This window comes from Massilia sp. BKSP1R2A-1 (assembly GCF_050586525.1).
Classification (GTDB): Bacteria; Pseudomonadota; Gammaproteobacteria; order Burkholderiales; family Burkholderiaceae_D; genus Telluria.
The window spans coordinates 98,593-120,681 of the sequence record NZ_JBOBRE010000014.1; the positions used below are offsets into that span (position 1 = coordinate 98,593).

Annotated in this window: 25 protein-coding genes; 19 read left to right on the forward strand and 6 right to left on the reverse strand. The window is 66.9% G+C overall.

Features of this window, described 5'->3' with window-relative positions; translation table 11 throughout:
* Positions 1-15 precede the first annotated feature (15 nt).
* The 3 genes from ACQ7JA_RS19950 to ACQ7JA_RS19960 form a co-directional block, all read right to left on the reverse strand.
* Entirely contained in the window at positions 16-279 is a 264-nt protein-coding gene (locus ACQ7JA_RS19950; RefSeq protein WP_430900919.1) for a hypothetical protein, read from the reverse strand.
* A 236-nt stretch (positions 280-515) separates the two neighbouring features.
* The gene (locus ACQ7JA_RS19955) at positions 516-740 is read right to left on the reverse strand and encodes a hypothetical protein (RefSeq protein WP_430900921.1); all 225 of its coding nucleotides are present in this window, start codon (positions 738-740) and stop codon (positions 516-518) included.
* Complete coding sequence (locus tag ACQ7JA_RS19960) at positions 737-1,654, reverse strand: SDR family oxidoreductase (protein ID WP_430900923.1); 918 nt, start codon at positions 1,652-1,654, stop codon at positions 737-739. The genes ACQ7JA_RS19955 and ACQ7JA_RS19960 overlap by 4 nt, the downstream gene beginning before the upstream one ends.
* 119 nt (positions 1,655-1,773) lie before the next feature.
* Here ACQ7JA_RS19960 and ACQ7JA_RS19965 point away from each other — a divergent pair, with 119 nt between their 5' ends.
* The 6 genes from ACQ7JA_RS19965 (at position 1,774) to ACQ7JA_RS19990 (ending at position 7,526) form a co-directional block, all read left to right on the forward strand.
* A complete protein-coding gene (locus tag ACQ7JA_RS19965) occupies positions 1,774-2,802 on the forward strand; it encodes a CDP-6-deoxy-delta-3,4-glucoseen reductase (protein ID WP_430900925.1) in 1,029 nt (342 codons plus the stop codon).
* Positions 2,803-2,898: 96 nt separating this feature from the next.
* Positions 2,899-4,161, forward strand: a complete 1,263-nt coding sequence (locus ACQ7JA_RS19970) for an MFS transporter (protein ID WP_430900927.1) — start codon at positions 2,899-2,901, stop codon at positions 4,159-4,161.
* Positions 4,158-4,859 (forward strand): response regulator transcription factor, encoded by a 702-nt coding sequence (locus tag ACQ7JA_RS19975; protein ID WP_430900929.1) that lies wholly within the window; start codon positions 4,158-4,160, stop codon positions 4,857-4,859. Before ACQ7JA_RS19970 ends, ACQ7JA_RS19975 begins: the two co-directional genes overlap by 4 nt.
* A complete protein-coding gene (locus ACQ7JA_RS19980; RefSeq protein ID WP_430900931.1) occupies positions 4,852-6,069 on the forward strand; it encodes a sensor histidine kinase in 1,218 nt (405 codons plus the stop codon). The genes ACQ7JA_RS19975 and ACQ7JA_RS19980 overlap by 8 nt, the downstream gene beginning before the upstream one ends.
* 76 nt (positions 6,070-6,145) lie before the next feature.
* Positions 6,146-7,030, forward strand: a complete 885-nt coding sequence (locus ACQ7JA_RS19985; RefSeq protein ID WP_430900933.1) for an extracellular catalytic domain type 1 short-chain-length polyhydroxyalkanoate depolymerase — start codon at positions 6,146-6,148, stop codon at positions 7,028-7,030.
* Positions 7,031-7,151: 121 nt separating this feature from the next.
* Positions 7,152-7,526 (forward strand): HPF/RaiA family ribosome-associated protein, encoded by a 375-nt coding sequence (locus ACQ7JA_RS19990; RefSeq protein WP_430900935.1) that lies wholly within the window; start codon positions 7,152-7,154, stop codon positions 7,524-7,526.
* A gap of 39 nt (positions 7,527-7,565) precedes the next feature.
* Here the strand turns inward: ACQ7JA_RS19990 and ACQ7JA_RS19995 are convergent, their stop codons facing one another.
* The gene (locus tag ACQ7JA_RS19995) at positions 7,566-8,375 is read right to left on the reverse strand and encodes a helical backbone metal receptor (RefSeq protein ID WP_430900937.1); all 810 of its coding nucleotides are present in this window, start codon (positions 8,373-8,375) and stop codon (positions 7,566-7,568) included.
* Between the two features lie 105 nt (positions 8,376-8,480).
* On the opposite strand from ACQ7JA_RS19995, the gene ACQ7JA_RS20000 reads away from it, so the two are divergent.
* The 4 genes from ACQ7JA_RS20000 (at position 8,481) to sbcB (ending at position 14,087) form a co-directional block, all read left to right on the forward strand.
* Positions 8,481-9,443 carry a GGDEF domain-containing protein gene (locus tag ACQ7JA_RS20000; RefSeq protein WP_430900939.1) on the forward strand — a complete coding sequence of 321 codons (963 nt, stop codon included), beginning with the start codon at positions 8,481-8,483 and terminating at the stop codon, positions 9,441-9,443.
* A gap of 85 nt (positions 9,444-9,528) precedes the next feature.
* On the forward strand, positions 9,529-10,734 hold the full coding sequence (locus tag ACQ7JA_RS20005) for an ABC transporter substrate-binding protein (protein WP_430900941.1): 1,206 nt from the start codon (positions 9,529-9,531) through the stop codon (positions 10,732-10,734).
* 2 nt (positions 10,735-10,736) lie between these two features.
* Positions 10,737-12,458 carry a sensor histidine kinase gene (locus ACQ7JA_RS20010; protein WP_430900943.1) on the forward strand — a complete coding sequence of 574 codons (1,722 nt, stop codon included), beginning with the start codon at positions 10,737-10,739 and terminating at the stop codon, positions 12,456-12,458.
* Positions 12,459-12,638: 180 nt separating this feature from the next.
* Positions 12,639-14,087: an exodeoxyribonuclease I gene (gene sbcB / locus ACQ7JA_RS20015; protein WP_430900945.1), complete on the forward strand. Its 1,449-nt coding sequence runs from the start codon at positions 12,639-12,641 to the stop codon at positions 14,085-14,087.
* Positions 14,088-14,101: 14 nt separating this feature from the next.
* Here sbcB and ACQ7JA_RS20020 read toward each other — a convergent pair whose 3' ends face one another.
* Together ACQ7JA_RS20020 and pyrF are read right to left on the reverse strand one after the other, a co-directional pair.
* A complete protein-coding gene (locus tag ACQ7JA_RS20020; RefSeq protein ID WP_430900947.1) occupies positions 14,102-14,257 on the reverse strand; it encodes a hypothetical protein in 156 nt (51 codons plus the stop codon).
* Between the two features lie 124 nt (positions 14,258-14,381).
* The gene (gene pyrF / locus ACQ7JA_RS20025; RefSeq protein ID WP_430900949.1) at positions 14,382-15,206 is read right to left on the reverse strand and encodes an orotidine-5'-phosphate decarboxylase; all 825 of its coding nucleotides are present in this window, start codon (positions 15,204-15,206) and stop codon (positions 14,382-14,384) included.
* A gap of 147 nt (positions 15,207-15,353) precedes the next feature.
* Between pyrF and ACQ7JA_RS20030 the strand changes: the two genes are divergently transcribed.
* The 9 genes from ACQ7JA_RS20030 to ACQ7JA_RS20070 all read left to right on the forward strand — a co-directional run bounded on the left by ACQ7JA_RS20030 (position 15,354) and on the right by ACQ7JA_RS20070 (position 22,023).
* Complete coding sequence (locus ACQ7JA_RS20030; RefSeq protein ID WP_430900951.1) at positions 15,354-15,965, forward strand: LemA family protein; 612 nt, start codon at positions 15,354-15,356, stop codon at positions 15,963-15,965.
* Positions 15,966-15,968: 3 nt separating this feature from the next.
* Entirely contained in the window at positions 15,969-16,826 is an 858-nt protein-coding gene (locus tag ACQ7JA_RS20035) for a TPM domain-containing protein (RefSeq protein ID WP_430900953.1), read from the forward strand.
* Complete coding sequence (locus ACQ7JA_RS20040) at positions 16,826-17,335, forward strand: TPM domain-containing protein (RefSeq protein ID WP_430900955.1); 510 nt, start codon at positions 16,826-16,828, stop codon at positions 17,333-17,335. The genes ACQ7JA_RS20035 and ACQ7JA_RS20040 overlap by 1 nt, the downstream gene beginning before the upstream one ends.
* Positions 17,336-17,426: 91 nt before the next feature.
* Positions 17,427-18,572: a glycerophosphodiester phosphodiesterase gene (locus ACQ7JA_RS20045; RefSeq protein WP_430900957.1), complete on the forward strand. Its 1,146-nt coding sequence runs from the start codon at positions 17,427-17,429 to the stop codon at positions 18,570-18,572.
* Positions 18,573-18,665: 93 nt separating this feature from the next.
* Entirely contained in the window at positions 18,666-19,013 is a 348-nt protein-coding gene (locus ACQ7JA_RS20050; RefSeq protein ID WP_430900959.1) for a hypothetical protein, read from the forward strand.
* A gap of 83 nt (positions 19,014-19,096) precedes the next feature.
* A complete protein-coding gene (locus tag ACQ7JA_RS20055; protein ID WP_430900961.1) occupies positions 19,097-19,861 on the forward strand; it encodes an SDR family NAD(P)-dependent oxidoreductase in 765 nt (254 codons plus the stop codon).
* 588 nt (positions 19,862-20,449) lie between these two features.
* On the forward strand, positions 20,450-20,767 hold the full coding sequence (locus ACQ7JA_RS20060; protein ID WP_430900963.1) for a hypothetical protein: 318 nt from the start codon (positions 20,450-20,452) through the stop codon (positions 20,765-20,767).
* A 69-nt stretch (positions 20,768-20,836) separates the two neighbouring features.
* Positions 20,837-21,238, forward strand: a complete 402-nt coding sequence (locus tag ACQ7JA_RS20065; protein ID WP_430900965.1) for a VanZ family protein — start codon at positions 20,837-20,839, stop codon at positions 21,236-21,238.
* 161 nt (positions 21,239-21,399) lie between these two features.
* On the forward strand, positions 21,400-22,023 hold the full coding sequence (locus tag ACQ7JA_RS20070) for a hypothetical protein (RefSeq protein WP_430900967.1): 624 nt from the start codon (positions 21,400-21,402) through the stop codon (positions 22,021-22,023).
* Positions 22,024-22,089: the final 66 nt, after the last annotated feature.

Consider the following 22,089-nt stretch of genomic DNA (forward strand, 5'->3'; position numbering starts at 1 on the left):
CCCGGCCGCCTTTGCTCAGGCGGCCAGCAGCTCGGCGTCCTCCTTGATCATCAGTTCGCGCAGTTCGCCGATGCTGAAGTCGCTCACCTCGTGCATGCGCAGCAGGATGGTGGCGCCGATCGGCAGCGTGTTGTGGCGGATCTTGCTGATCACGGGCGGCGCCACTTCCAGCAGGCGCGAGAGCGCGGCGTCGTTCTTGAGGCGGAGTTTGGCGATGATGGCGTCGAGGACCCGGTTGGGGTCGTACTCTGCGCCTTCGGGCAGTCTGCGAATGGGCATGTCGTTTCTTTCAGGAAGTATTAATAATTTGTCACTTTCCGTGATCTATCGCGAAAAATTAGTAGTCCGCGCTCCAACGGCATGGTTTATATGGCATTTTTCGTCAGGGACGAAATGATACACATAGTGATTGACTTTTGCACAAGACCGCCCTTTTTTCGAGGCCATGCTCCAAGTACGGACGTGCGCCGGCCTCCGCTGCAATGCGGATGGCGCAGGAAGGCAATGCTGGGGGATTACTTTTTCTTGGCGGGGGCTTTGGCCAGGCCGCTTGCCTGGTAGAGAGTGCGCGCATCCGCATGGGCGCGCTCGACGGTGCGCATCTCGGGCTTGTCGTCGTGGGCGACGAAGTATTCCTTGTCCTGCGCGTCGACGACGATCTTGATGGCGGCGGCATCCTTGACGCCGTATTTTTCGACGATCAGCGTGGTCACTTCGTCGAGATATTCTTCATAAGTCATGCTTGCTCCTTCGTAGCCGTGGATTGTACGGGAGCGGGCCGCAGCTGCGCCAGCGCCGCATCCACATCCGGGTAACGCAATCGCACGCGCAGCTCGCGCTTCAGGCGGGTGTTGTCGAGCACGCGCGATTCCGACATGAAGGACAGCAGGGCCGGGGACACCACCGCCTCGAGTTCCGCACGCGGCAGCCGAGGCGGACGCGGCAGGCCGAGGGCATCGGCCACCGCGTCGAAATAGTCGCCCATCTTGAGGCGCGTATCGTCCACCGCGTGCACCACCCGTCCCGGACGGCCGCGCAGCAGCGCCAGCGCGACGATGCGCGCCAGGTCGTCGGCGTGGACGTGGTTGGTGTACACATCGTCCTCGGCGCGCAGAGCCGGCGTGCCCTGCTGCAGGCGCTTGACGGGCAGGCGGTCCTCCGCATAGATGCCGGGCACGCGCAGGATCGCCAGGCGCGTGCCGGTGGCCAGGGCCCAGGCGCGCAGCACCCGTTCCGCATCGACCCGCCGCACCGCGCGCGCATTGCGCGGCGCTACCTTGCGCGATTCCAGCACTCGCTCGCCGCCGCAGTCGCCATACACGCCGGTGGTGCTGACATACACCAGGCGCTTGACGCCGCCGAGCGCCGCGACCAGGCGCCGGGTGCGGCGGTCGATGTCGCCCTCGGGCTGGGGCGGCGCCAGGTGCAGCACCCAGTCGGCCAGGCCGCGCAGGCGGCCCAGGGTCGCGCCCTGGTCGAGATCGGCGACGACCGGCACCGCGCCCGCCGCGCGCAATTCGTCGCGCCGCTCGGGCTGGCTGGTGAGGGCGAACACACGAAAGCGCGATGCGATGAGGGGCAGCAGGCGCATGCCGACGTCGCCGCAGCCGACGACGAGCAGGCGTGGACGGTGGAAGGCGGAAGTCTGGGTCATGGCTGGGCGGACAAGTGAAGGCGCGCTACTGTAGCACGGCAGGCGTCCCACGGCTGCGGCGGGGCCGGTGTAGAATACCGCCTTGTTTTACCAATAACTTTTCGAAGTCCAGATACCGCATGACCTTCCAGATCACCGTCCAGCCGAGCGGCCACCAGTTCACCTGCGAGGCCGATGAAACCGTTCTTTCCGCCGCCATCCGCGCCGGCATCGGCCTGCCTTACGGCTGCAAGAACGGCGCCTGCGGCTCCTGCAAGGGCAAGGTCCTGGAGGGCGAACTCACCCACAAGCCGCACCAGGCGCGCGCCCTGAGCGACATCGAGAAGACCCAGGGCATGTCGCTGTTCTGCTGCGCCGTGCCGCAACAGGACCTGGTGATCGAGGCGCGCGAAGTGGGCGGCAGCTCGGACTACCCGGTGCGCAAGATGCCGACCCGGATCGCCGGGGTCAGGCGCGCCGCGCCGGACGTCGCCATCGTCACCCTGCAGCTGCCGGCCAACGAGGCGCTGGCCTACCGCGCCGGCCAGTACATCGAATTCCTGCTCAAGGACGGCAAGCGCCGCGCCTACAGCATCGCCTGCGCGCCTTCCTTCAGCGGCCCGCTGGAACTGCACATCCGCCACCTCCCGGGCGGCCTGTTCACCGATCACGTCTTCGGCGCCATGAAGGAGCGCGACATCCTGCGCTTCGAAGGGCCCCTGGGCACCTTCTTCCTGCGCGAGGAGTCAAGCAAGCCGATCGTGCTGCTGGCCTCGGGCACCGGCTTCGCGCCGGTCAAGGCCCTGGTCGAACACCTGATGCACCTGAAGTCGAGCCGCCCCGTGCGCCTGTACTGGGGCGGCCGCCGTCCGCAGGACCTGTACATGGACGAACTGTGCCGCGCCTGGGAAACCACCCTGCCCGACTTCCAGTACGTGCCGGTGATCTCGGATGCGCTGCCGGAAGACGGCTGGCAGGGCCGCACGGGCTATGTGCATGCGGCGGTGATGCAGGATCTTCCGGACCTGTCGGGACACCAGGTCTACGCCTGCGGCGCGCCCGTCATGGTGGAATCGGCGCGGCGCGATTATTCGGCGCAGTGCGGACTGCCGGAAGACGAGTTCTTCGCCGACGCCTTCACCACCGAGGCGGATCTGGCGCAACCTTGACGGGCTTGCCCTTCTCGGGCTGGGCGGCTTTGCCGTCCGCCCCACGAAAATCGGGCACAATGCCGAGGTTCTCCCGCATCGTCCCCGAAAGCCCACATGTCCCTGCTGTCCTCTTCCAGCGGCCTGGCCGTCCTGCGCAACCGTAATCTCGCCTTCTACCTCTCCGCCCGCTTCCTGGGCACCCTCGCGGTGCAGATGCAGAGCGTCGCCATCGGCTGGCAGGTCTACCAGATCACGGGCAGCCTGTTCGACCTGGGCCTGATCGGGCTGGCGCAGTTCGCGCCCTTCCTGGTGCTGATCCTGTGGGCCGGCCATGTGGCCGACCGCTACAACCGCCGCAACATCGTCCTCCTGTGCATGGCCACCCAGCTGCTGTGCAGCCTCCTGCTGGTCGGCTTCACGGCTTCAGTTTCGTTCACCAGCAGCCGCATCGTGTGGCCCGTCTTCGCCATCCTGGTGCTGTTCGGCTCCGCGCGCGCCTTCATGATGCCGGCCTCGCAGGCCGTATTGAAAAACCTCGTGCCCGACCGCGACTTCAGCCAGGCCGTGGCGCTGGGCTCCTCGACCTTCCACGTGGCCGTGATCGCCGGCCCGATCATCGGCGGCCTGCTCTACGCCTTCGGCCCGATGACCGTGCACATGGCCGCGGCCAGCCTGCTCTCTATCGCGGTGCTGTGCATGTCGGGCACGCGCGCCGCCCAGCAGGTCCGTTCCCAGGGGCCGGTGAGCCTGGCCTCGCTGCTGGAAGGCCTGCGCTTCGTCTGGTCGCGTCCCATCGTGCTGGGGGCGATCTCGCTCGACCTGTTCGCGGTGCTGTTCGGCGGCGCCACCGCCCTGCTGCCGGCCTACGCCCACGACGTGCTGCACGCCGGCCCGCAGGCCCTCGGCCTGCTGCGCACCGCGCCCGGCCTGGGCGCGGCCCTGTGCTCGATCCTGCTGGCCTTCTTCCCGATCACGCGCCGCGTCGGCCTGTGGATGTTCGGCGGCGTGGCCGTGTTCGGCCTGTGCACGCTGGCGATGGGCTTCACGAACAGCTTCCCGGTGGCGCTCGGCGCCCTGTTCCTGCTCGGCGCGGGCGACATGGTCAGCGTCTACATCCGCCACCTGCTGGTGCAATACGAGACCCCCGACGACATCCGCGGCCGCGTCAGCGCGGTGAACTCGGTCTTCATCGGCGCCTCGAACGAGCTGGGCGAATTCGAGTCCGGCGTCACCGCCGGCTGGCTCGGCCTGACGCGCGCCATCCTGCTGGGCGGCGCGGCCACGCTCGCGGTGACGGGCCTGTGGGCGGTGCTGTTCCCGGTGCTCTCGCGCATGGACCGCTTCCCCCACCATGAGAAAGAGAAGGCGGAGGCATGAAGCGCCCCGTGCTGAGCGTGCTGGTGGTCGAGGACCACCCGACCATCGCGCGCCAGCTGGTGGCTTTCCTCGAGGGCCTGGGCTGGCAGCTGGATCATGCCGCGACAGGCAGGCTTGCCATCGAACTGGCCACGCACCACCCCTACGACGTCGTCCTGCTCGACCTGAACCTGCCCGACGTCGACGGCCTGCAGGTCTGCCGCGAGATCAAGGCGCACGCGCCCCGCAATGTGCCGATCCTGATGCTGACCGCGCGCGACGCCTTCGAGGACAAGGCCGAAGGCTTCCGCACCGGGGCCGACGACTACCTCGCCAAGCCCTTCGACCTGCGCGAGGTGGCCCTGCGCTGCGAAGCGCTGGCGCGCCGCGGCAGCCTGCATCAAGAGCAGGAGATGCGCGTCGGCCCCTTCACCCTCCTGCTGCGCGAAAAACGCGCCCTCTTCGGGGACCAGCCCCTGCACCTCACGCAAGCCGGCTTCAACATCCTGTTCCTGCTGTGCCGCGAGCATCCGCAGCCGGTCTCGCGCGCCCAGCTCACCCAGCATTTGTGGGGCGCGAATCCGCCCGACAGCGATGCGCTGAAGTCGCACATCTACAGCCTGCGCAAGGCGCTGGAAGCAGCATCGGGGCGCAAGATGCTCGCCACCATCCTGCAGCTCGGCTACCGGCTCGACCTGGGCGGCGTCGACAATGACTAGGTCGATCAGCAGGAGCCTGTTCGCCGCGCTGGCCGGCTTCACCGTCCTGATCTGCCTGTGCTACACGGGCCTCGCGGTGGTGATCGCCTACGTCACCGAGGACATGCTGGTCGAGCGCCTGCTGACACGCGAAGCCGCCGCCATCGCATCGCACGCCGCCCACGAGGGCCGCCTGCCCCGCCCCTCCAGCGACCTGATCACCCTGCACACGCGCCGCGCCACCCTGCCCGCCGCAGTGCGCGCGAAGACTTCTCCGTCCGACCTGCGCGCCGAAGTCTTCGCGGGCGACGCCCACTACCACCTGATGGTGCGCGAGCTGCCGCTTCACGGCCGCATCACCATCCTGGCCGACGTGACGCCCATGCTGGTGGTGTCGAAGGTGGTGCAGGACGTCGGCGGCGTACTCATCTTCGTGGCCCTCGCCCTGATCGGCCTGGCCCTGCTGCTGGCCTGGCTGCTGGCCCGGCGCCTGGTGCGGCCGCTGCAGACGCTGGCCCTCGAGGCTCGGGGCCTGCATCCGGGCAGCGTGGCCAGCTTCAGCGCACGCGCGCGGCCGGACGAGATCGGCGAGCTGGCCGGACGCCTGGAAACCAGCTTCAACGCCCTGCAGGCCGCCCTGCGCCGCGAGCACGATTTCACGCGCGACGTCGGCCACGAGCTGCGCACGCCGCTCACCGTGATGAACAACACGCTGGCGCTGGCCGCCACGCGGCCGCCGGAGCGCAGCGACATCGCGCAGCTGCAGGCCGGGCTGGACGAGCTGCGCGCCACCATCGAGGTCCTGTTCGCGCTGGCGCGCGCGCAGCACATCGGGCACGCCAGCGTCGACCTGCGCGCCTGCATCGAGCAGTCGCTGCTGCGCCTGCCGGGCGATGCCTTGACCGAGGAGCGCCTGGCGGTCGACCTGCCGGAACGGCTGCCGGTCGACGGCAACCAGCACCTGGCGAAGCTGCTGATTGCAAACTGCCTCGGCAATGCCCTGTTCCACGGCGGGCCCGGATGCCGGCTCGCGATCGAGTGGGCCGGCGACAGGCTCACCATCGCCAATACGGTGGATACGGTGGACACGGTGAACAGGGGCCGGGTGCAGGGCTTCGCGCACGGCCAGAACCTGCTCGCACGGGTGGCCGGCGCCATGGGGTGGAACATCGCTTTCCACCCCGGCGAGGCCAGCTACCGGGTCGAGATCGCCCCACGCCCGGCATCGTAAAAAGCCGGCGGATTTCACCGCGATTTCACCGCCGCCCCTTTAGTCTGCGTGTTCCCACAACCCCGGAAACACGCACATGAAAATCCTGATCGCCCTGCTGGTCCTGGCCAGCGCCTGCAGCACCGCCCTCGCCCAGGTCGGCACCTTGGTCCACAAGGAAGTGAAGCGCCGCTATATCGTCTACACCCCGCCTTCCTACCAGGCCGACACCCGGGAGGCCTGGCCCGTCGTGTTCAACTTCCATGGCAGCGGCATGAGCATGGCCGAGCAGATGCTCTATACCGGCATGAACCGCGCCGCCGACCGCCACCGCTTCATCGTCGTCTACCCGCTGGGGATCGAGCGTGACTGGAACGTCGGCTTCGGCATGTCCTACCTCGGCGGCAGCGACGACGTCGGCTTCACCGAGGCCCTGCACGAGAAGCTGAGGAAGGACTACCGCATCGACACCTCGCGCGTCTACGCCACCGGCCTGTCGCGCGGCGGCTTCTTCGCCCTGCGCCTGGCCGCCGAGCTCCCGCAGGTGTTCGCGGCGGTGGCCTCGGTGGGCGGCCCGATGCCCGAACCGGTCATCCAGCACCATGCGAAAACCGGCAAGGTCGCGCAGGTCGGCGTCATGCTAATCCACGGCACCGCCGACCAGGTGGTCGCCTACGACGGCAAGGCCACCGGCTACCTGTCCGCCCTGGACAGCCACCGCTACTGGGTCAGGCGCAACGGCCTCGAGGGCGCGCCGGAACAGCTGCGGGCCTACAACGGCGACAGCGGCGACGGCACCGAAGTGAACTACCGCGAGCAGGCGCAGGCCGGCACCCGGGTAGCGCTGGTGACGGTCAAGGACGGCGGCCATACCTGGCCCGGCGCCGACCCCTTCAATGTCGGCCTGCCGATCGGCAAGACGACGCGCGACGTGGATGCCAACGAGCTGATGTGGCAGTTCTTCAGCACGCACCGGCGCTGATGAGATTACATGATGTGGTCGGCCTTGCAAGTTGCAGGAGCATCCCCACCTGTCACAACAGGACGCGGTAAAAACCACGCCGCAGGTAAGATGTAATCGTTATGACAACAGGAGCCAGTATATGCAAATCAATGTCAATACCGACCGCACCATCAGCAAGAGCCCGGGCCTGGAAGAACACGTGCAAGGCGTCGTCAATGGCTCGATCGGCCGTTTTAGCGACCACCTGACCAGTGTCGAAGTTCACCTGAGCAATGAAAACCGCGAGAAGCATGCCGACGGCGGCAATTCCTGCATGATGGAAGCCCGCGTGCGCGGCTACCAGCCCATCGTCGTCCACGAGCACGCGGACGAACTCCACCAGTCGATCAAGAACGCCGGCGGCAAGCTGGCGCGCGCCCTCGACAGCGCCCTCGGCCGTCTGCAGGACAAGAACAAGCACACGTCCCCGGTCATCGACGATCCGCTCTCGGACAAGCACCTGACCGATTCCTGATCGGCTCTTGGGAGGCACGCCCTGCCGGGCGTGCTGTTTCTAGGCCGCCGCGCCTTCGACCATCGCCCTCACCTCGCGCAGGTAGCGCAGGCCCGCGAGCGCGCGGCTGCCGTACCACGACATCATTTCCCCATCGACCAGGAAGACCGGGACGCCGAGCTGCTTCTCGAGCGCATCCGCATGTGCTTCCGTGAAGCGGTAGGGTTCGGTCGAGAGCAGCACCGCGTCCAGCCCGTCGACCAGCGCCTCCGACCAGGCGAAGGCGGGATAGCGTGCCTCGCCCAGCTGCGGGACCTCCCAGCCGAGCTCGGCCAGCATCGCGGCGATATAGGTGTCCTGCGAAATGCTCATCCACGGATCTTGCCAGATGCAGTAGAGCACGGTGCGCTTCGGCGTCGCCGGCAGGGCGCGCAGCGCCGCATATTCCGCCTCGAAGTCGGCGCACCAGCGCTCCGCCTCGGCGTCCCTGCCGAAGATGCCGCCCATCAGGTGGGCGAGCGCCAGGTTGTCGCGCGGCGCCACCGGGTGCGTCACGACGATGTTAGGCACGAATTCCGCGAGCTTGTCCACCGTCGGCTTTTCGTTTTCGTCGATGTTCACGACCAGGTGGGTCGGCGCCAGGCGGCGGATCTTGTCGATGTTCACGTCCTTGGTGCCGCCGATCTTCGGGATCGCCTCCACCTGCGCGCGCGGATGGATGCAAAAACCGGTACGGCCGACCAATTGCTGCGCCAGGCCCAGGTCACAGAGCAGTTCGGTAATCGAGGGCACCAGGGAGACGATGCGGGCGCCGGGTGCGGGGAGGTGCTGGTGGCCGAGGGCATCGACCAGGTGGGATGGATTCGTCATGGCCGCTATTGGACCACTGTTGTTTCTGGAGCGCCAGTCTACGCTCAGCAGTTTCAATCGGTTATCATTCCATAAGGTAATGACGCTTTCCGCAAGAGACTTTCCTTGGACCAGATCTGCAGCTTCGCTGCCTCCCCCTACGCCGTACGCGACCTCCAGCTCTTCCGCGACGCCGACGACCCGGCCGTCACGAGGGCGCTCGCCCCTTGCGCGGTCGTGCGGGTGGCGGCCGGCCGGCAGGTCGAGGACGGCATGCGGGCCCGCCTTTATATCGTGCTTTCGGGTTCGCTCGAAGTGGCGCCGGATGCGCATAGTGGGGACGACAGCGGCGTCACGCGCGTGCTGCCCGGCGAGAGCGTCGGCGAGCAGGCCGTGCTGGACGACGCCGTCAACCTGGCGGCCATGACGGCGCTCGAGGACTGCGAACTCCTGGTCATCGAGCCCGAGCTGGTGTGGCAACTGATCGACTGCTCGAACGTGCTGGCGCGTAATCTGCTGCGCCTGCTGTCTTTCCGCGTGCGCGCGGCGAATGCCCAGCTCAAGCGACGCCAGCGGCTCGGCGAGTTCTACCGCCAGCTCTCGCTCAACGACGCCCTGACGGGCCTGTACAACCGCGCCTGGCTCAATGAGATGCTGCCCAAGCTGGCCATGCGCGCGCGCCAGGACGGCAGCCCCTTGTCGATCGTCATGATCGACCTCGACCACTTCAAGCGCTTCAATGACACCCACGGGCACATCGCGGGCGACGCTGCCCTGTCGAGCGCGGCCGGCGTGATCCGCGATTCGCTGCGGCCGTCGGATTTCGCGGTGCGCTATGGCGGCGAGGAACTGATGGCGGTGCTGCCGGATACGCCGCTCAGCCTGGCCGAGATGGTGGCCGGGCGCCTGGCCGAGCGTCTTCGTACCGCACTCGTGTTTCCGGACATGCGCCTGCCGTTGCCGCACATTACCGGCTCGTTCGGCGTCGCCTGCCTGGAGGCTGGCGGCGACGAGCATGCCTTGATGGCGGCGGCGGATGCCGCCCTCTACCGCGCGAAGCAGGCGGGACGCGACCGTGTCAGTGTCTGAGCCCGGCTGCCGGCTGGCGAAGTCGTGTGCGGGGCTCGCTCCGCGTTGGCGCTTACAATACGGCACCGATTTTCATGCGAATCTCATGCAGCCTTCCACCGTTTTCCCTTTGCGCACCGCGCTTGCCGGCCTTGCCCTGTTCCTCGTCCTTTCCCTGGCCTGCGCGATGGCGCGCGCCGAACCGAAGCCGGTGCGGGTCGGCCTCGATGCCGAATTCGGCCTCGATAACAGCACCTCGGCCCAGGCCGTCGAACTGGGCATGCGCACGGCCATCCACGAGATCAACCGTGCCGGCGGCGTGCTGGGCGGCAGGCCCATCGAGCTCGTCACGCGGGACCACCGCTCGATCCCGGCCCGCGGCATCCGCAACATCGAAGAGTTCGCGCGCATGCCCGAGCTCGTCGCCGTGTTCGGTGGCCGCTTCAGCCCGGTGATCATCGAGGAGCTGCCGACCCTGACGGCCACCAGGACCCTGTTCATGGCGCCATGGTCGTCGGCCGACATGATCATCGATAACGACATGAAGCCGAACTATGTCTATCGCCTGTCGCTGCGCGACAGCCTGGCCATGCCCAAGCTGCTGCAAACGGCGCAGAAGCGCGGCCTGAGGCGGGTCGGGCTGCTGCTGACGAATACCTCCTGGGGACGCAGCAATCTGTTTGCCGCCGAACGCTACGCCGCCGCCAACAAGGACATCCGGATCGTGCGCACCGCCTGGTACAACTGGCGCGACCAGACCCTGGTCGCCAGGTACCAGGCCTTGCGCAGTGCCGGCGCCCAGGCGATCGTGCTGGTCGCCAACGACGACGAAGCCGCCGTCCTGGTACGGGAAGTGGCCGCCCTGCCGAAAAGCGAACACCTGCCGATCCTGAGCCACTGGGGCGTGACCGGCGGCGAATTCGTCAGGCAGGCGGGACCGGCGCTGAACAAGGTCGACTTCTCGGTCATCCAGACCTTTTCCTTCTTCAAGGCGGACCAGACCCAGCTCGCGGGCTTCATGCGCAGCCTGGCCGCGGTCTCGCCGATCCGCCGGATCGAAGACATCCGCGGGCCGGTGGGCGTGGCCCACGCCTACGACCTGATGCACATCCTGGCCAAGGCGATCGACCTCGCGGGCAGTACCGACCGCAAGGCGGTGCGCGACGCCCTGGAAAAGGTACGCTCGCACCGCGGCCTGGTCCGCGCCTATTCGCCGCCGTTCACGCCGGCCCGCCACGAGGCCCTGGACGCCCGGGATCTGCTGATCGCCCGCTATCGTGCCGACGGCGTGCTCGTGCCGAGCGGCGACTGAGCATGAGGGTGCGGCCGACGCTCCGTACCGGGAGCCTGACCCAGCGTTTCGCATTCGCCTCGGCGGTCCTCGCCGCCGCCGCCGTGCTGCTGGTGGCGGCCGCCTCGTTCTGGCTGGTGAATCGCCAGCATGCCTCCGCCCTCGCCCTGCTGCAGCAGCGCGAGGCCGCCTTCCAGGCGCGAACGGTCGCCGACATGCTTACCACCCTCGCCTCGCGCATGAAGGAAGTGGCGGACAGCCCGATCCTGGCGACGGCCCTGGTCGACAGCGCGGGACGGGAAACCTATCTCGCGCCCTTCATCGGCGGCCTGCGCCAGATCGACGGCGTTCCGGTCCAGGTCCTGTTCACCGACTTCGAAGGCAAGCCGATCGCCGGCAACGGCCTGGAGCGCTTCGACCAGGCGCAACTGGACTGGCTGCGCGCGCGCATCGACCAGGGCGCGGATAGCGCAGCCATCTTCGGCCGGGGCCAGGACGCGGACCTCGTCGGCGTCGCCCTGCTGCGCTACTCGCGCACCAACACACCGGAAGGCGCCCTGGTCTACAAGGTCCGGATCCGCGACATGCGTCCCGGCACCTCGACCCTCGCCTGGAAGGGACAGGCGGCAGCGCCGCAGCAGGGCCCCGGCCCGGAAGTCCCGGTCAAGGCCCCGCCGCTGTTCGCAGACCTGGGCTTGAAGTTGCGCGTGGACACGTCCGAACTCGGCCACCTGCTGGCAACGCCATGGACCCAGTACAGCCTGATCGGCGGCATCGCCGTGCTGATCGCGGTGCTGGTGTTCCTGCTGGGGACGCGTTTTTCGCTGGGGCTGACCCAGGACCTGCGCAAGCTCGAGCAGTTCGCGGGCAGGATCGGCCAGGAAGGCATCGACGGACAACGGGCCGAGCTGGCCGGCAGCAGCGAAACGATCACCCTCGCCCGCGCGATCAACGGCATGCTCGACCGCCTGCACCGGCAGCAGGAGCACCTCCACCAGGAGCACCAGCGCAAGGACGAGTTCCTGGCGATGCTCGCGCACGAGCTGCGCAATCCGCTTGCGCCGATCAGCAGCGCCGCGCAACTGCTGCGCATGCTGTTTGCAAGCGAGCCCCGCATCAAACAGGCCAGCGAGGTGATTTCCCGCCAGGTGACGCACATGACGCATCTGGTCGACGACCTGCTGGACGTCTCGCGCGTGTCGCGCGGCCTGGCGACGATCAACAGGGTCGAGGTCGAACTGGGCGGCGTCCTGCGCGAAGCTGTCGAGCAGATCGCTCCCGTGATCGATGCCAAAGGACACCGGCTGACCGTGGACATCGCCGCACAAGCCACACCCGTATGCGGCGACCGGACCAGGCTGATCCAGGTCGCGGCCAACCTTCTCAACAATGCGGCGAAGTACACCCCGGACGGCGGCGCACTGCACGTCTCCCTGCAACAGCAGGAGGGAAGCGCGGTCCTGCGGGTACAGGACAACGGCATCGGCATCGGCCCGGACCTGCTGCCGGTCGTGTTCGACCTCTTCACCCAGGCCCAGCGCACGCCCGACCGCGCACAGGGCGGACTCGGACTGGGGCTGGCGCTCGTCAAGAAACTGGTCGAACTGCACGGCGGCGCCGTCGAAGCCGACAGCGGGGGCGCCGGACAGGGCAGCACGTTCACGGTCCGGCTGCCCTTGCTGCGGGATGTCCAGCCCCACACCCTTGGTGTCAGGTCTGACATTGAGACACGAGCTCAGCCTTAGAAGTTTGCTAGCGTCGAGGCCGTGTCCGAATGTCAGACCTGACCCCGCATGTGACCCCGCATGTGTGCCGCTTCAGGCCTGGCAAAATGCAGGTCTTGCGACCGGGGCGGCTGACGTCAGGTGCATTCTGTGCCACCATGGCGCCTGCCCGCCCCCATCGTGGCGATACCATAAGAATACATGAGCACGCATACCTTCCTCTGGCACGACTATGAAACCTTCGGCGCAACACCGCGCCGCGACCGGCCCGCGCAGTTCGCGGCCATCCGCACCGACGCCGAACTGAACGAGATCGGTGACCCGATCATGCTGTACTGCCAGCCCGCGCCGGATTTCCTGCCCGACCCGCAGTCCTGCCTGATCACCGGCATCACGCCCCAGCACTGCCTGCAGCACGGCGTGCCCGAGCACGAATTCGCGCGGACCATCGAAGCCGCCTTCAGCGAGCCCAACACGATCGGCGTCGGCTACAACACCATCCGCTTCGACGACGAGGTGACGCGCTTCCTGTTCTGGCGCAACCTGATCGACCCGTATGCGCGCGAGTGGCAGAACGGCTGCGGCCGCTGGGATCTGCTCGACGTGGTGCGCATGACCTATGCGCTGCGGCCGGACGGCATCGAATGGCCGCGCCGCGAGGACGGCAAGCCCAGCTTCCGCCTGGAGCACCTGACTGCCGCCAATGGCCTCTCGCACGACTCGGCGCACGACGCGCTGTCGGACGTGCGCGCGACCATCGCCCTGGCGCGCCTGATCCGCCAGAAGCAGCCCAAGCTGTTCGACTTCTGCCTCGAGCTGCGCCGCAAGGACCGGGTGGCGGCCGAGATGGGCCTGCACCTGGAGCCCGCGCAGCGCCAGCCTTTCCTGCACGTGTCCGGCATGTTCCCGGTCGAATACGGTTGCCTGGGCCTGGTCTGGCCGCTGGCCCAGCATCCGACCAACAAAAACGAGATCCTGGTGTGGGACTGCCGCCACGATCCCTCGGAACTGTTCGACCTTGACGTCGACACCATCCGCATGCGCATGTTCACGCGCAGCAGCGAGCTGCCGGAAGGTGTCACGCGCCTGCCGATCAAGAGCGTGCACCTGAACAAATCGCCGATGCTGGTCGGGAACCTGAAGACGCTGCAGCCGGCCATGGCGACGCGCTGGGACATCGACCTGGAACGCGGACGCGTCCATGCGGCGCTGGCCGCCGGCGGTCGCAATATGACGGCAATCTGGGCCGAAGTATTCAAGAAGCCGGTTGCAACCGAGGAAGTGGACGTCGACGAAGACCTGTACGGCGGCTTCGTCGGCAACGGCGACCGGCGCAAGCTGGAGTCGCTGCGCCACGAGTCTCCTGCCGCGCTGGCCGGCATGCGCCCCTCCTTCGAGGACGAGCGCCTGGGGGAACTGTTCTTCCGCTACCGCGCCCGCAATTTCCCGCAGACCTTGTCGGAGCCAGACATGCAACGCTGGGAAGAGCATCGCGCGGCGCGCCTGTTCGACGGCCTGGCGGGCGCGCGCACGGTGGACCAGCTGTTCATGGAAATCGATGCGCTGTCGGAAAGCGCGGACGAGCGGGCCGAGGAGATTCTTGGCGCGCTATACGACTACGCCGAAGGGATTGCGCCGAACAGGTATTGATGGCCGCGCCGTCCTCAATGGCGGCGCTTGCCTGCGCGAGCGCCCTCGGCACTCTCCCTGAACACCTCTTCCAGTTCTTTTTCGAGCGCCCTGCGGTCGCGCGCATTGGTATGGAGCATCCAGCCGAGCACGGCAACCGCAACGATCGAACATGCCAGCAAGCCGAACATGGCATTCTCCACATGGGGTCGAAGTCCCAGTGTACAGAACTTGGCCCGCCATGCAAGGACGTCAGTCCGCGTATGCGTGTGAGGCCGGCCGCACCTGGGCGACCGGCAAGGCAGGCTCGGCGGCTTAAGCCCGGCGCGCCGCGTTGATCGCGTCGCGCGTCTCGCGCGCCACGCGGCGTGCCGCCGCCGCGAAATCTTCGCCGTCCTGCGGCGCCGCATACAGGATTGCACGCGAGGAATTGATCATCATCCCGGCGCCGCCCGCGGTACGGCCCGCCTTCACCGTCGCCTCGACATCCCCACCCTGTGCGCCGACGCCCGGGATCAGGAGCGGCATCTCGCCGACCAGCTTGCGCACCTGCGCGATCTCTTCCGGGAAGGTGGCGCCGACCACCAGCGCCAGCTGGCCGTTGCGGTTCCATTTCTCGGCGACCAGTTGCGCCACATGCTGGTACAGCGGGCGACCGCCCACGTCGAGGAACTGCAGGTCGGAGCCGCCCGCGTTCGAGGTGCGGCACAGCACGATCACGCCGCGGTCCGCCCACGCCAGGTAGGGTTCGACCGAATCGAATCCCATGTAGGGGCTGACCGTGACAGCGTCCGCGCCGTAGCGCTCGAAGGCTTCGCGCGCGTACTGGTGGGCGGTGGCGCCGATGTCGCCGCGCTTGGCGTCGAGCACGATCGGGATGTGCGGGTAGTTGCTGCGCAGGTAGGCGCAGATTTCTTCGAGCTGGTCCTCGGCGCCCAGGGCCGCGAAATAGGCGATCTGCGGCTTGAAGGCGCAGGCAAGGTCGGCGGTGGCATCGATGATGGCCTTGCAGAACTGGGCGATGGCGTCCGGCTGGCCTTGCAGATGCGCCGGGAAGCGCGCCAGGTCCGGATCGAGTCCCACGCAAAGGAGCGAATCGTTGCGGGTCCATGCCGCGGAAAGCTTGTCGATGAAAGTCACGTGGGGCCTCTTGTGAGTCGAATAGTGCAAACCCCATATTGTACCCGCCGGGCTTCCGCTCCGGCCCTGCACCGCGATGATGCGCCGTATTATCTTTACATACTGTATATTTTGATCATTCGACAACTTGCCATGGACAAAACGATCATGACATCATCCCTCTTCTCACGCTGGACCCGCCTCCTGGCCACCGCCCTCGTTGCCGGCTCCCTGCTGTCCGGCTGCGGCTACAACGAATTCCAGACCAAGGACGAGGCGACCAAGGCCGCCTGGAGCGAAGTGGTCAACCAGTACCAGCGCCGCGCCGACCTGATTCCGAACCTGGTGAACACCGTCAAGGGCTATGCCTCGCACGAGCGGGAAACGCTCGAGGCCGTCACCCGTGCCCGCGCCGCGGCGACCAGTTTCCAGATCACGCCGGAAGTGCTGAACAATCCGGAAGCCTTCAACAAGTTCCAGCAGGTGCAAGGAGAATTGTCCGGCGCGCTGTCGCGCCTGATGGCCGTGTCCGAGAAATATCCCGACCTAAAGGCCAACGAGAACTTCCGCGACCTGCAGTCGCAGCTGGAAGGCACGGAAAACCGGATTACGGTGGCGCGCCAGCGCTATATCGCTGCGGTACAGGACTACAACGTGACCGTGCGCAAATTCCCGAACAACCTGACCGCGATGGTGTTCGGCTACGAGACCAAGCCCTCGTTCACGGTCGAGAACGAAAAGGCGATTTCGACTGCGCCGTCGGTCGACTTCGGCAAATAAGCCATGGCGACCGTAGGCCGGATGCGCGCGCTGTGGGCTGCCTTGCTGGCATGCATGCTGGCCTTGCTGGTGGCGAGCCCTGCGTTCGCCCAGCTCAAGCCGGTGCCGGCGCTGAGCGGGCGCGTTGTCGACGAAGCCGGCATGCTCGACGCCGGCCAGCGCGAACGCCTCACGGCGGTGCTGGCCGACTACGAGGCGCGCACCGGCAGCCAGATCGCCGTCCTGCTGGTCAAGTCGACCGAGCCGGAAGCGATCGAGCAGTACAGCATCCGCGTGACCGATGCCTGGAAGCTGGGCCGCAAGGGCGTCGACGACGGCGTGCTCCTGATGGTCGCGCGCGACAACCCGAATTCGCTGCGCCGCCTGCGCATCGAGGCCGGGCGCGGCGTGCAAGGGGTGCTGACCGATGCGCAATCGAAGCGCATCCTGCAGGATGTGATCGCACCGCACTTCCGCCAGAACCATTATTACGAAGGCCTGGTCGCCGGTGTCGGCGCCATCGCGACCTTGCTGAACAAGGAAAGCTTCCCTGCCCCGGCCCAGCAACAGGCGCCGCAGCGCCAGGCGGACTCCGGCGGCGGCGGCTTCTCGCTGTTCGGCATCCTGGCGATCGTCATCGGCTTTACCCTGCTGCGTTCGATCTTCCGGCCGCGCCGCAGCCGGCTGTCGCCGAACCACTGGGGCCGCGGCCGCAGTAGCGGCCTGGGCGATGTCGCGACCGGCATCATCATCGGCAATGTCCTCGGCAATATCGGCCGTGGCGGCGGTGGCGGATTCAGCGGTGGCAGCGGATGGGGCGGCGGCGGATTTTCGGGTGGCGGCGGCAGCTTCGACGGCGGCGGCGCCTCGGGAGACTGGTAATGGGTATTGGACAACGCATGGGGCGCGCCTGGCGCCACCTCACGAGCAGCAGCGCCGAGGCCAAGCGGGCCTTCCCGGAAGCGACCCTGAGCGCGATCGGTGAAGCGATCACGGCCGGCGAGCAGACCCACCGCGGCGAGGTGCGCCTGATCGTCGAAAAAGGCCTGTCCTTCGACGATGCCTGGGATGGCGTGACGAACCGCCAGCGCGCGCTGGCCCTGTTCGCCGACTACGGCGTGTGGGATACCGAAGACAATTGCGGTGTGCTCATCTACATCAACCTGGCCGAGCACAAGGTCGACATCGTCGCGGACCGCGGCATCGACCGCAAGATCGACAGCGCCACCTGGCAGGCCGTGTGCCGCACGATGACGGACGGTTTCCGCAATGGCCAGTTCCACGAGGCGACCCTGACGGCCATCGGGCAGGTCAACGCCCTGCTGCGCGAGCACTTCCCTGCGAACGGCGCGCGGCCCAACGAGTTGCCGGACAGGCCGCTGATGCTCTGAAACGCGTCCGCGCACGGCCCTTACGATCGTCACAGGACGGTCATATCCAGTTGTTACATTCGCAGCACTTTAACAACTGGAGTTCACTGTGTTGCGACGCGTTCTTCCGATTTCCTCCCGTTTCGTCTCGCTGTTCGCCCTCGCCGCCGCCAGCCTCGTCCTGAGCGCCTGCGGCGGCGACAACGACGGCCCCGACCTGCAGAACCCCGGCGCCGCCTGGCCTCCCGTGCCGACCGTGACGGCCCACCGCGGCGCCTCCGCCGTGCGTCCCGAGCACACGCTGGCCGCCTACCAGAAGGCCATCGAGGACGGCGCCGACATCGTCGAGCCCGACCTGGTGGCAACCAAGGACGGCGTACTGGTGGCGCGTCACGAGAACGAAATCTCGGGCACCACGAACGTGGCGACGCTGACGCAGTTCGCCTCGCGCAAGGCGACCAGGACCATCGACGGCGTGGCCATCACCGGCTGGTTCACCGAAGACTTCACGCTGGCCGAGCTGAAGACGCTGCGCGCCCGCGAGCGCATCCCGGCCAACCGCCCAGCCAACGTGGCCTACAACGACCAGTTCGAGATTCCCACGCTGCAGGAGATCATCGACCTGGTCAAGCGCGAAAGCCAGTCGCGCAACAAGGTCATCGGCATCTATCCCGAGACCAAGCACCCGACTTACTTCAAGTCGATCAACCTGCCGCTGGAACGGCGCCTGGTCGACACCCTGCTGGCCAACGGCTACCGCGGCAAGGACGCCGCCGTGTTCATTCAATCCTTCGAGACGGCCAACCTGAAGGAGCTGCGCGGCATGAGCGACTTCCGCCTGGTGCAACTGCTCGACAACCCGGCCAATGCGCCCTACGACTTCGTCGCGGCCAAGACCGGACGCACCTACGCCGACCTTGTCACCGCGGCCGGCCTGAAGGAAATCGCGGCCTATGCGGACGTGGTCTCGCCCTACAAGGAGATCATCATCCCGCGCACCAGCGCCAATGAGCTGGGCGCGCCGACGGCCTTCATCGCCAACGCCCGCGCGGCCGGCCTGAAGGTGCATACCTGGACCCTGCGTCCCGAGAACCCCTTCCTGCCCGTCAGCCTGCGCGCGGCGCCGGCAACCTCGCTCAGCCAGCGCGGCAATGCACAGGCCGAGATCATCGCCTACCTCAATGCGGGCATCGATGGCTTCTTCACGGACGATCCGGCGGTGGGCCGGGCGGCCGTGAATGCCTTCACGAAGAAGTAAGATTGTCGGGGTGAAGCGGGAGCGCTGGCCGCTCCCGTCTTCACGCCAGAGCGCCCACCCCGGGCGCCTGCATCCCTCACGATGGAGACGACCTTGCGCAAACGGCTTTCGCACATCCGGACAATCGTCACGGTCGCCACGCTGGCCTCCGCCCTCACCTACATTTCGCTCATCGTTCCGGGACGGGCCATTGCGCCCTGCGGTAATCTGGGCACCCCGATGTACTGCACGGTCCCCGCCTACGGATTCCCACTGCCCTTCCTCGCAGACGGCCACGCCACATCGCCGGTCGGCTCGGTGGCTAGGGATCCCTTGTCCATTCTCATCGGCATGGATCAAATTTTGTGGCCCCGGCTGTGGCTCGCCGTCGGTTTCTGGCTGCTGGTGTCAGTCGCCGTACTCGTCTGCCTGAGTCGGCGGCGTGGCCGCGGGCATTGGTGAAACAGGACGCGCTCCCTGGCCCGAAGCCGCACCCGAGCCTCACGGCTGGTTACAATGGCAGATTCCCAATCTGAAAGCCCGCCATGAGACTAGCCAACAAAACCGCGATCGTCACCGGCGCCAGCCAGGGCATCGGCCTGGCCTGCGCCCGGCGCCTGGTGCAGGAAGGCGCGCGCGTCATGCTCGTCGACATCCGCCCGGAAGGCGCGGACGCCGCCGTCGCACTGGGCGATGCCGCCCGCTTCCACCATGCCGACGTCGGCATCAAGGCCGATGTCGACGCGATGGTCGCCGCCACGCTTGCCGCCTTCGGCCAGGTCGACATCCTCGTCAACAATGCCGGCGTCACCCATGCGGCGGATTTCCTCGACCTGGAGGAAGAGGACTTCGACCGCGTCCTGCGCATCAACCTGAAGTCGATGTTCCTGTGCAGCCAGGCCGTCGCCCGCGACATGGTGAAGCGACAGCAGGGTTGCATCATCAATATGTCGAGCGTCAACGCCGAGCTGACGATCGCCAACCAGGTGCCCTATGTCGTTTCCAAGGGCGGCGTGAACCAGCTCACCCGCGTGAGCGCGATCAGCCTGGCCCAGCATGGCATCCGCGTGAATGCCATCGGCCCGGGCACGATCCTGACCGAACTGGCGAAGCAGGCCGTGCTCGGCAGCCCGGAAGCGCGCCACACGATCCTGTCGCGCACGCCGATCGGCCGTTGCGGCGAGCCGGAAGAGATCGCGTCGATCGCCGCTTTCCTGGCAAGCGACGATGCTTCCTACATGACCGCACAGACGCTGTATGCCGACGGCGGCCGCATGGCCCTGAACTACACGGTGCCCGTGCGTGAATGACGTGGGATTTGCGAGAAAGAGACAGCCGCGCCTAAGTTATGCGAAAAATCAATGTCTGGTATCTGTATTTGCAATTGGACATATATTTCGCGGCGCAACATAATGGCACCTGTCTCCACTATTCTCCTCCAAGAAAATAGTTTTAAGCCCGCCCTGAGCGGGCTTTTTTTTCCCGCTCAAAACGGCCCGGTCCGCGCGTCCTGCGCGATATTGTTCAGATTACGAATCTCCCGCTCGGTTCGCGAATTCATCCACACGCTTGATACGCGTCATGGCGTGGTCACAATCGCCCCATATACTTTGACTCACCTGCGATACACGCAACCGATATGCGTGGTTGCAGCAGGTGTGCTGCACCCAGGGTGCAACACACCAACCGAATATGTCTCTTGGCCCGATCTTGGGTTGTGCCCGTCAGTTCGCTGACGGGCATTTTTTTCTTCGTATCGTTCTTCGCATTGGCAACATGCCCACAAAAATCGCGCGGCAGAGCTTGAAGCTGCGCCGGATTTGGCTATGATGAAGCTCGCGCCCTGCGTTTCGCTCTTCCACAGGGTGGCCTACAACACGATAACGGGAGCCTGGCTTATGAGTTTGCATGCATCCGAGACCTATGCGCATCCACCCGAATCCAGCACCGCCTGCCGCCGCCACCAGGTGGACGGCAACCTGGTGCTGAGCGAACTGAATCCCGACGCCGTCATCGACCAGCCCGACGATGCCAGCGTGCCGCTGACGCTGCTGACCTTCGGCAGCGTGCGCGAAATCTGCCCCAAGTGCCAACAGACTCACCTGAAACTCGTGCTGCGGCAGGACAGCGTGCGGATGGCGCACCTTTTCTGCGCCGACTGCGAGAGCTGCTTCGACGCCCACTACCGGGACGGCGCGCCGGCGCTGACGATCTGAGCCGGGAAGCCGTGTGGCCGCCTGGCCGGCTGGCATGATATCGTTGGCACTTTCCCAAGCCTTGAGTTCATGCCCGCCTTCCTGTCGCTGCTCCTGCTCGATTCCCGCCTGCGCCCCGCCCGCATCCGGCTGGCGCTGCTGCTGTATGCCGGCGTGCTCGTCGCCGGCTCGATTCCCGGCGCGCGCGCGGAAGTCGGCGAATTCGCGCCCGGCGTGGTGCTGCACGGCCTCACCTACGCCTTCCTCACCCTGCTGTGGTTCCTCGGCAGTGCGGGAAGCGGGCCGGTGCGCGGCGCCAAGGCGGTGCTGGCAATCGCGCTGATGGGCGCCGGCGACGAGCTCCTGCAGAGCTTTTTGCCGTATCGCACGGGCGACATCGCCGACTGGACGATCGACGTCACCGCGGCGCTCCTGACCAGCACAACACTGGCCCTGATCGTGCCACCTGCCGAAGCTGCGCGCCGGCACTGACCATTTCGCACCGAGAAAAATCGGGTCCGCCACGGCCCGCTTGATTCATCTCATCTCCAACCCGAGTCAGCTGGAACGCTGGCGTGCTTCCTGCCTCTCAATCCAAGTGGCAGCTTGCATCGTCACGCATCCGAATGAACATCCACCATAAGGAGTTGATCATGAAGCAAAAACACCAGAGCATGATCCTGGCGGGCTTGCTGGCTGTGGCGCTGGGCCTGACCGGGTGCGCCGGCATGCGCGGCGACAGCGGCGAGTCCTCGAGCGGCAGCTCGTCGGGCGGGTCGACCGGCACGAGCGGCGCAACCGGCACCGGCGGTTCCAGCAGCTACGGTTCGGGCAGCGCCACCGATCCGTCCGGCAACCCCACCGGCAGCAGCGGCAGCTCGAGCAGCGGCGGCAGCAGCATGGGCACAGGCACCTCCGGCAGCTCTGGCACGTCGGGCAGCTCGGGCAGCTCAGGAAGCAGCGGCTCGTCCGGCTGGGAGCAGTCCGGCAGCACCGGCAGCGCGCAGACCGGTACCTCCACCGCCGGCGCCGCCTCGCCCAACAGCACCGTGCTGGCCATCGAGGTGATTCCGCGCGCCAGCGCGGGCAGCTCGGGCAGTTCCGGCAGCGCGGGCGCCACCGGGTCCAGCGGTGCAGCCGGCATGACCGGCTCGAACAGCTACCGCATCACCGTGCGCATGGACGACGGCAGCAGCCAGGTCATCACACAGGACACGACGCCCGACTTCCGCAGCGGCGACCGGGTGAACGTGACGAGCGGCGCCATCCAGCGCTGAGGCGGGGCCGGAAATCTCCCCTGCCCCGCCGGTTTCTCCACCGCCGATATTGCCAGGCACACCCGA

Bases quoted from the DNA above. Each gene is read 5' to 3' on its own strand.
- ACQ7JA_RS19950 (WP_430900919.1), bottom strand. From the start codon at position 279: ATGCCCATTCGCAGACTGCCCGAAGGCGCAGAGTACGACCCCAACCGG.
- ACQ7JA_RS19955 (WP_430900921.1), bottom strand. From the start codon at position 740: ATGACTTATGAAGAATATCTCGACGAAGTGACCACGCTGATCGTCGAA.
- ACQ7JA_RS19960 (WP_430900923.1), bottom strand. From the start codon at position 1,654: ATGACCCAGACTTCCGCCTTCCACCGTCCACGCCTGCTCGTCGTCGGC.
- ACQ7JA_RS19965 (WP_430900925.1), top strand. From the start codon at position 1,774: ATGACCTTCCAGATCACCGTCCAGCCGAGCGGCCACCAGTTCACCTGC.
- ACQ7JA_RS19970 (WP_430900927.1), top strand. From the start codon at position 2,899: ATGTCCCTGCTGTCCTCTTCCAGCGGCCTGGCCGTCCTGCGCAACCGT.
- ACQ7JA_RS19975 (WP_430900929.1), top strand. From the start codon at position 4,158: ATGAAGCGCCCCGTGCTGAGCGTGCTGGTGGTCGAGGACCACCCGACC.
- ACQ7JA_RS19980 (WP_430900931.1), top strand. From the start codon at position 4,852: ATGACTAGGTCGATCAGCAGGAGCCTGTTCGCCGCGCTGGCCGGCTTC.
- ACQ7JA_RS19985 (WP_430900933.1), top strand. From the start codon at position 6,146: ATGAAAATCCTGATCGCCCTGCTGGTCCTGGCCAGCGCCTGCAGCACC.
- ACQ7JA_RS19990 (WP_430900935.1), top strand. From the start codon at position 7,152: ATGCAAATCAATGTCAATACCGACCGCACCATCAGCAAGAGCCCGGGC.
- ACQ7JA_RS19995 (WP_430900937.1), bottom strand. From the start codon at position 8,375: ATGACGAATCCATCCCACCTGGTCGATGCCCTCGGCCACCAGCACCTC.
- ACQ7JA_RS20005 (WP_430900941.1), top strand. From the start codon at position 9,529: ATGCAGCCTTCCACCGTTTTCCCTTTGCGCACCGCGCTTGCCGGCCTT.
- ACQ7JA_RS20010 (WP_430900943.1), top strand. From the start codon at position 10,737: ATGAGGGTGCGGCCGACGCTCCGTACCGGGAGCCTGACCCAGCGTTTC.
- sbcB (WP_430900945.1), top strand. From the start codon at position 12,639: ATGAGCACGCATACCTTCCTCTGGCACGACTATGAAACCTTCGGCGCA.
- ACQ7JA_RS20020 (WP_430900947.1), bottom strand. From the start codon at position 14,257: ATGTTCGGCTTGCTGGCATGTTCGATCGTTGCGGTTGCCGTGCTCGGC.
- ACQ7JA_RS20030 (WP_430900951.1), top strand. From the start codon at position 15,354: ATGACATCATCCCTCTTCTCACGCTGGACCCGCCTCCTGGCCACCGCC.
- ACQ7JA_RS20035 (WP_430900953.1), top strand. From the start codon at position 15,969: ATGGCGACCGTAGGCCGGATGCGCGCGCTGTGGGCTGCCTTGCTGGCA.
- ACQ7JA_RS20040 (WP_430900955.1), top strand. From the start codon at position 16,826: ATGGGTATTGGACAACGCATGGGGCGCGCCTGGCGCCACCTCACGAGC.
- ACQ7JA_RS20055 (WP_430900961.1), top strand. From the start codon at position 19,097: ATGAGACTAGCCAACAAAACCGCGATCGTCACCGGCGCCAGCCAGGGC.
- ACQ7JA_RS20060 (WP_430900963.1), top strand. From the start codon at position 20,450: ATGAGTTTGCATGCATCCGAGACCTATGCGCATCCACCCGAATCCAGC.
- ACQ7JA_RS20065 (WP_430900965.1), top strand. From the start codon at position 20,837: ATGCCCGCCTTCCTGTCGCTGCTCCTGCTCGATTCCCGCCTGCGCCCC.
- ACQ7JA_RS20070 (WP_430900967.1), top strand. From the start codon at position 21,400: ATGAAGCAAAAACACCAGAGCATGATCCTGGCGGGCTTGCTGGCTGTG.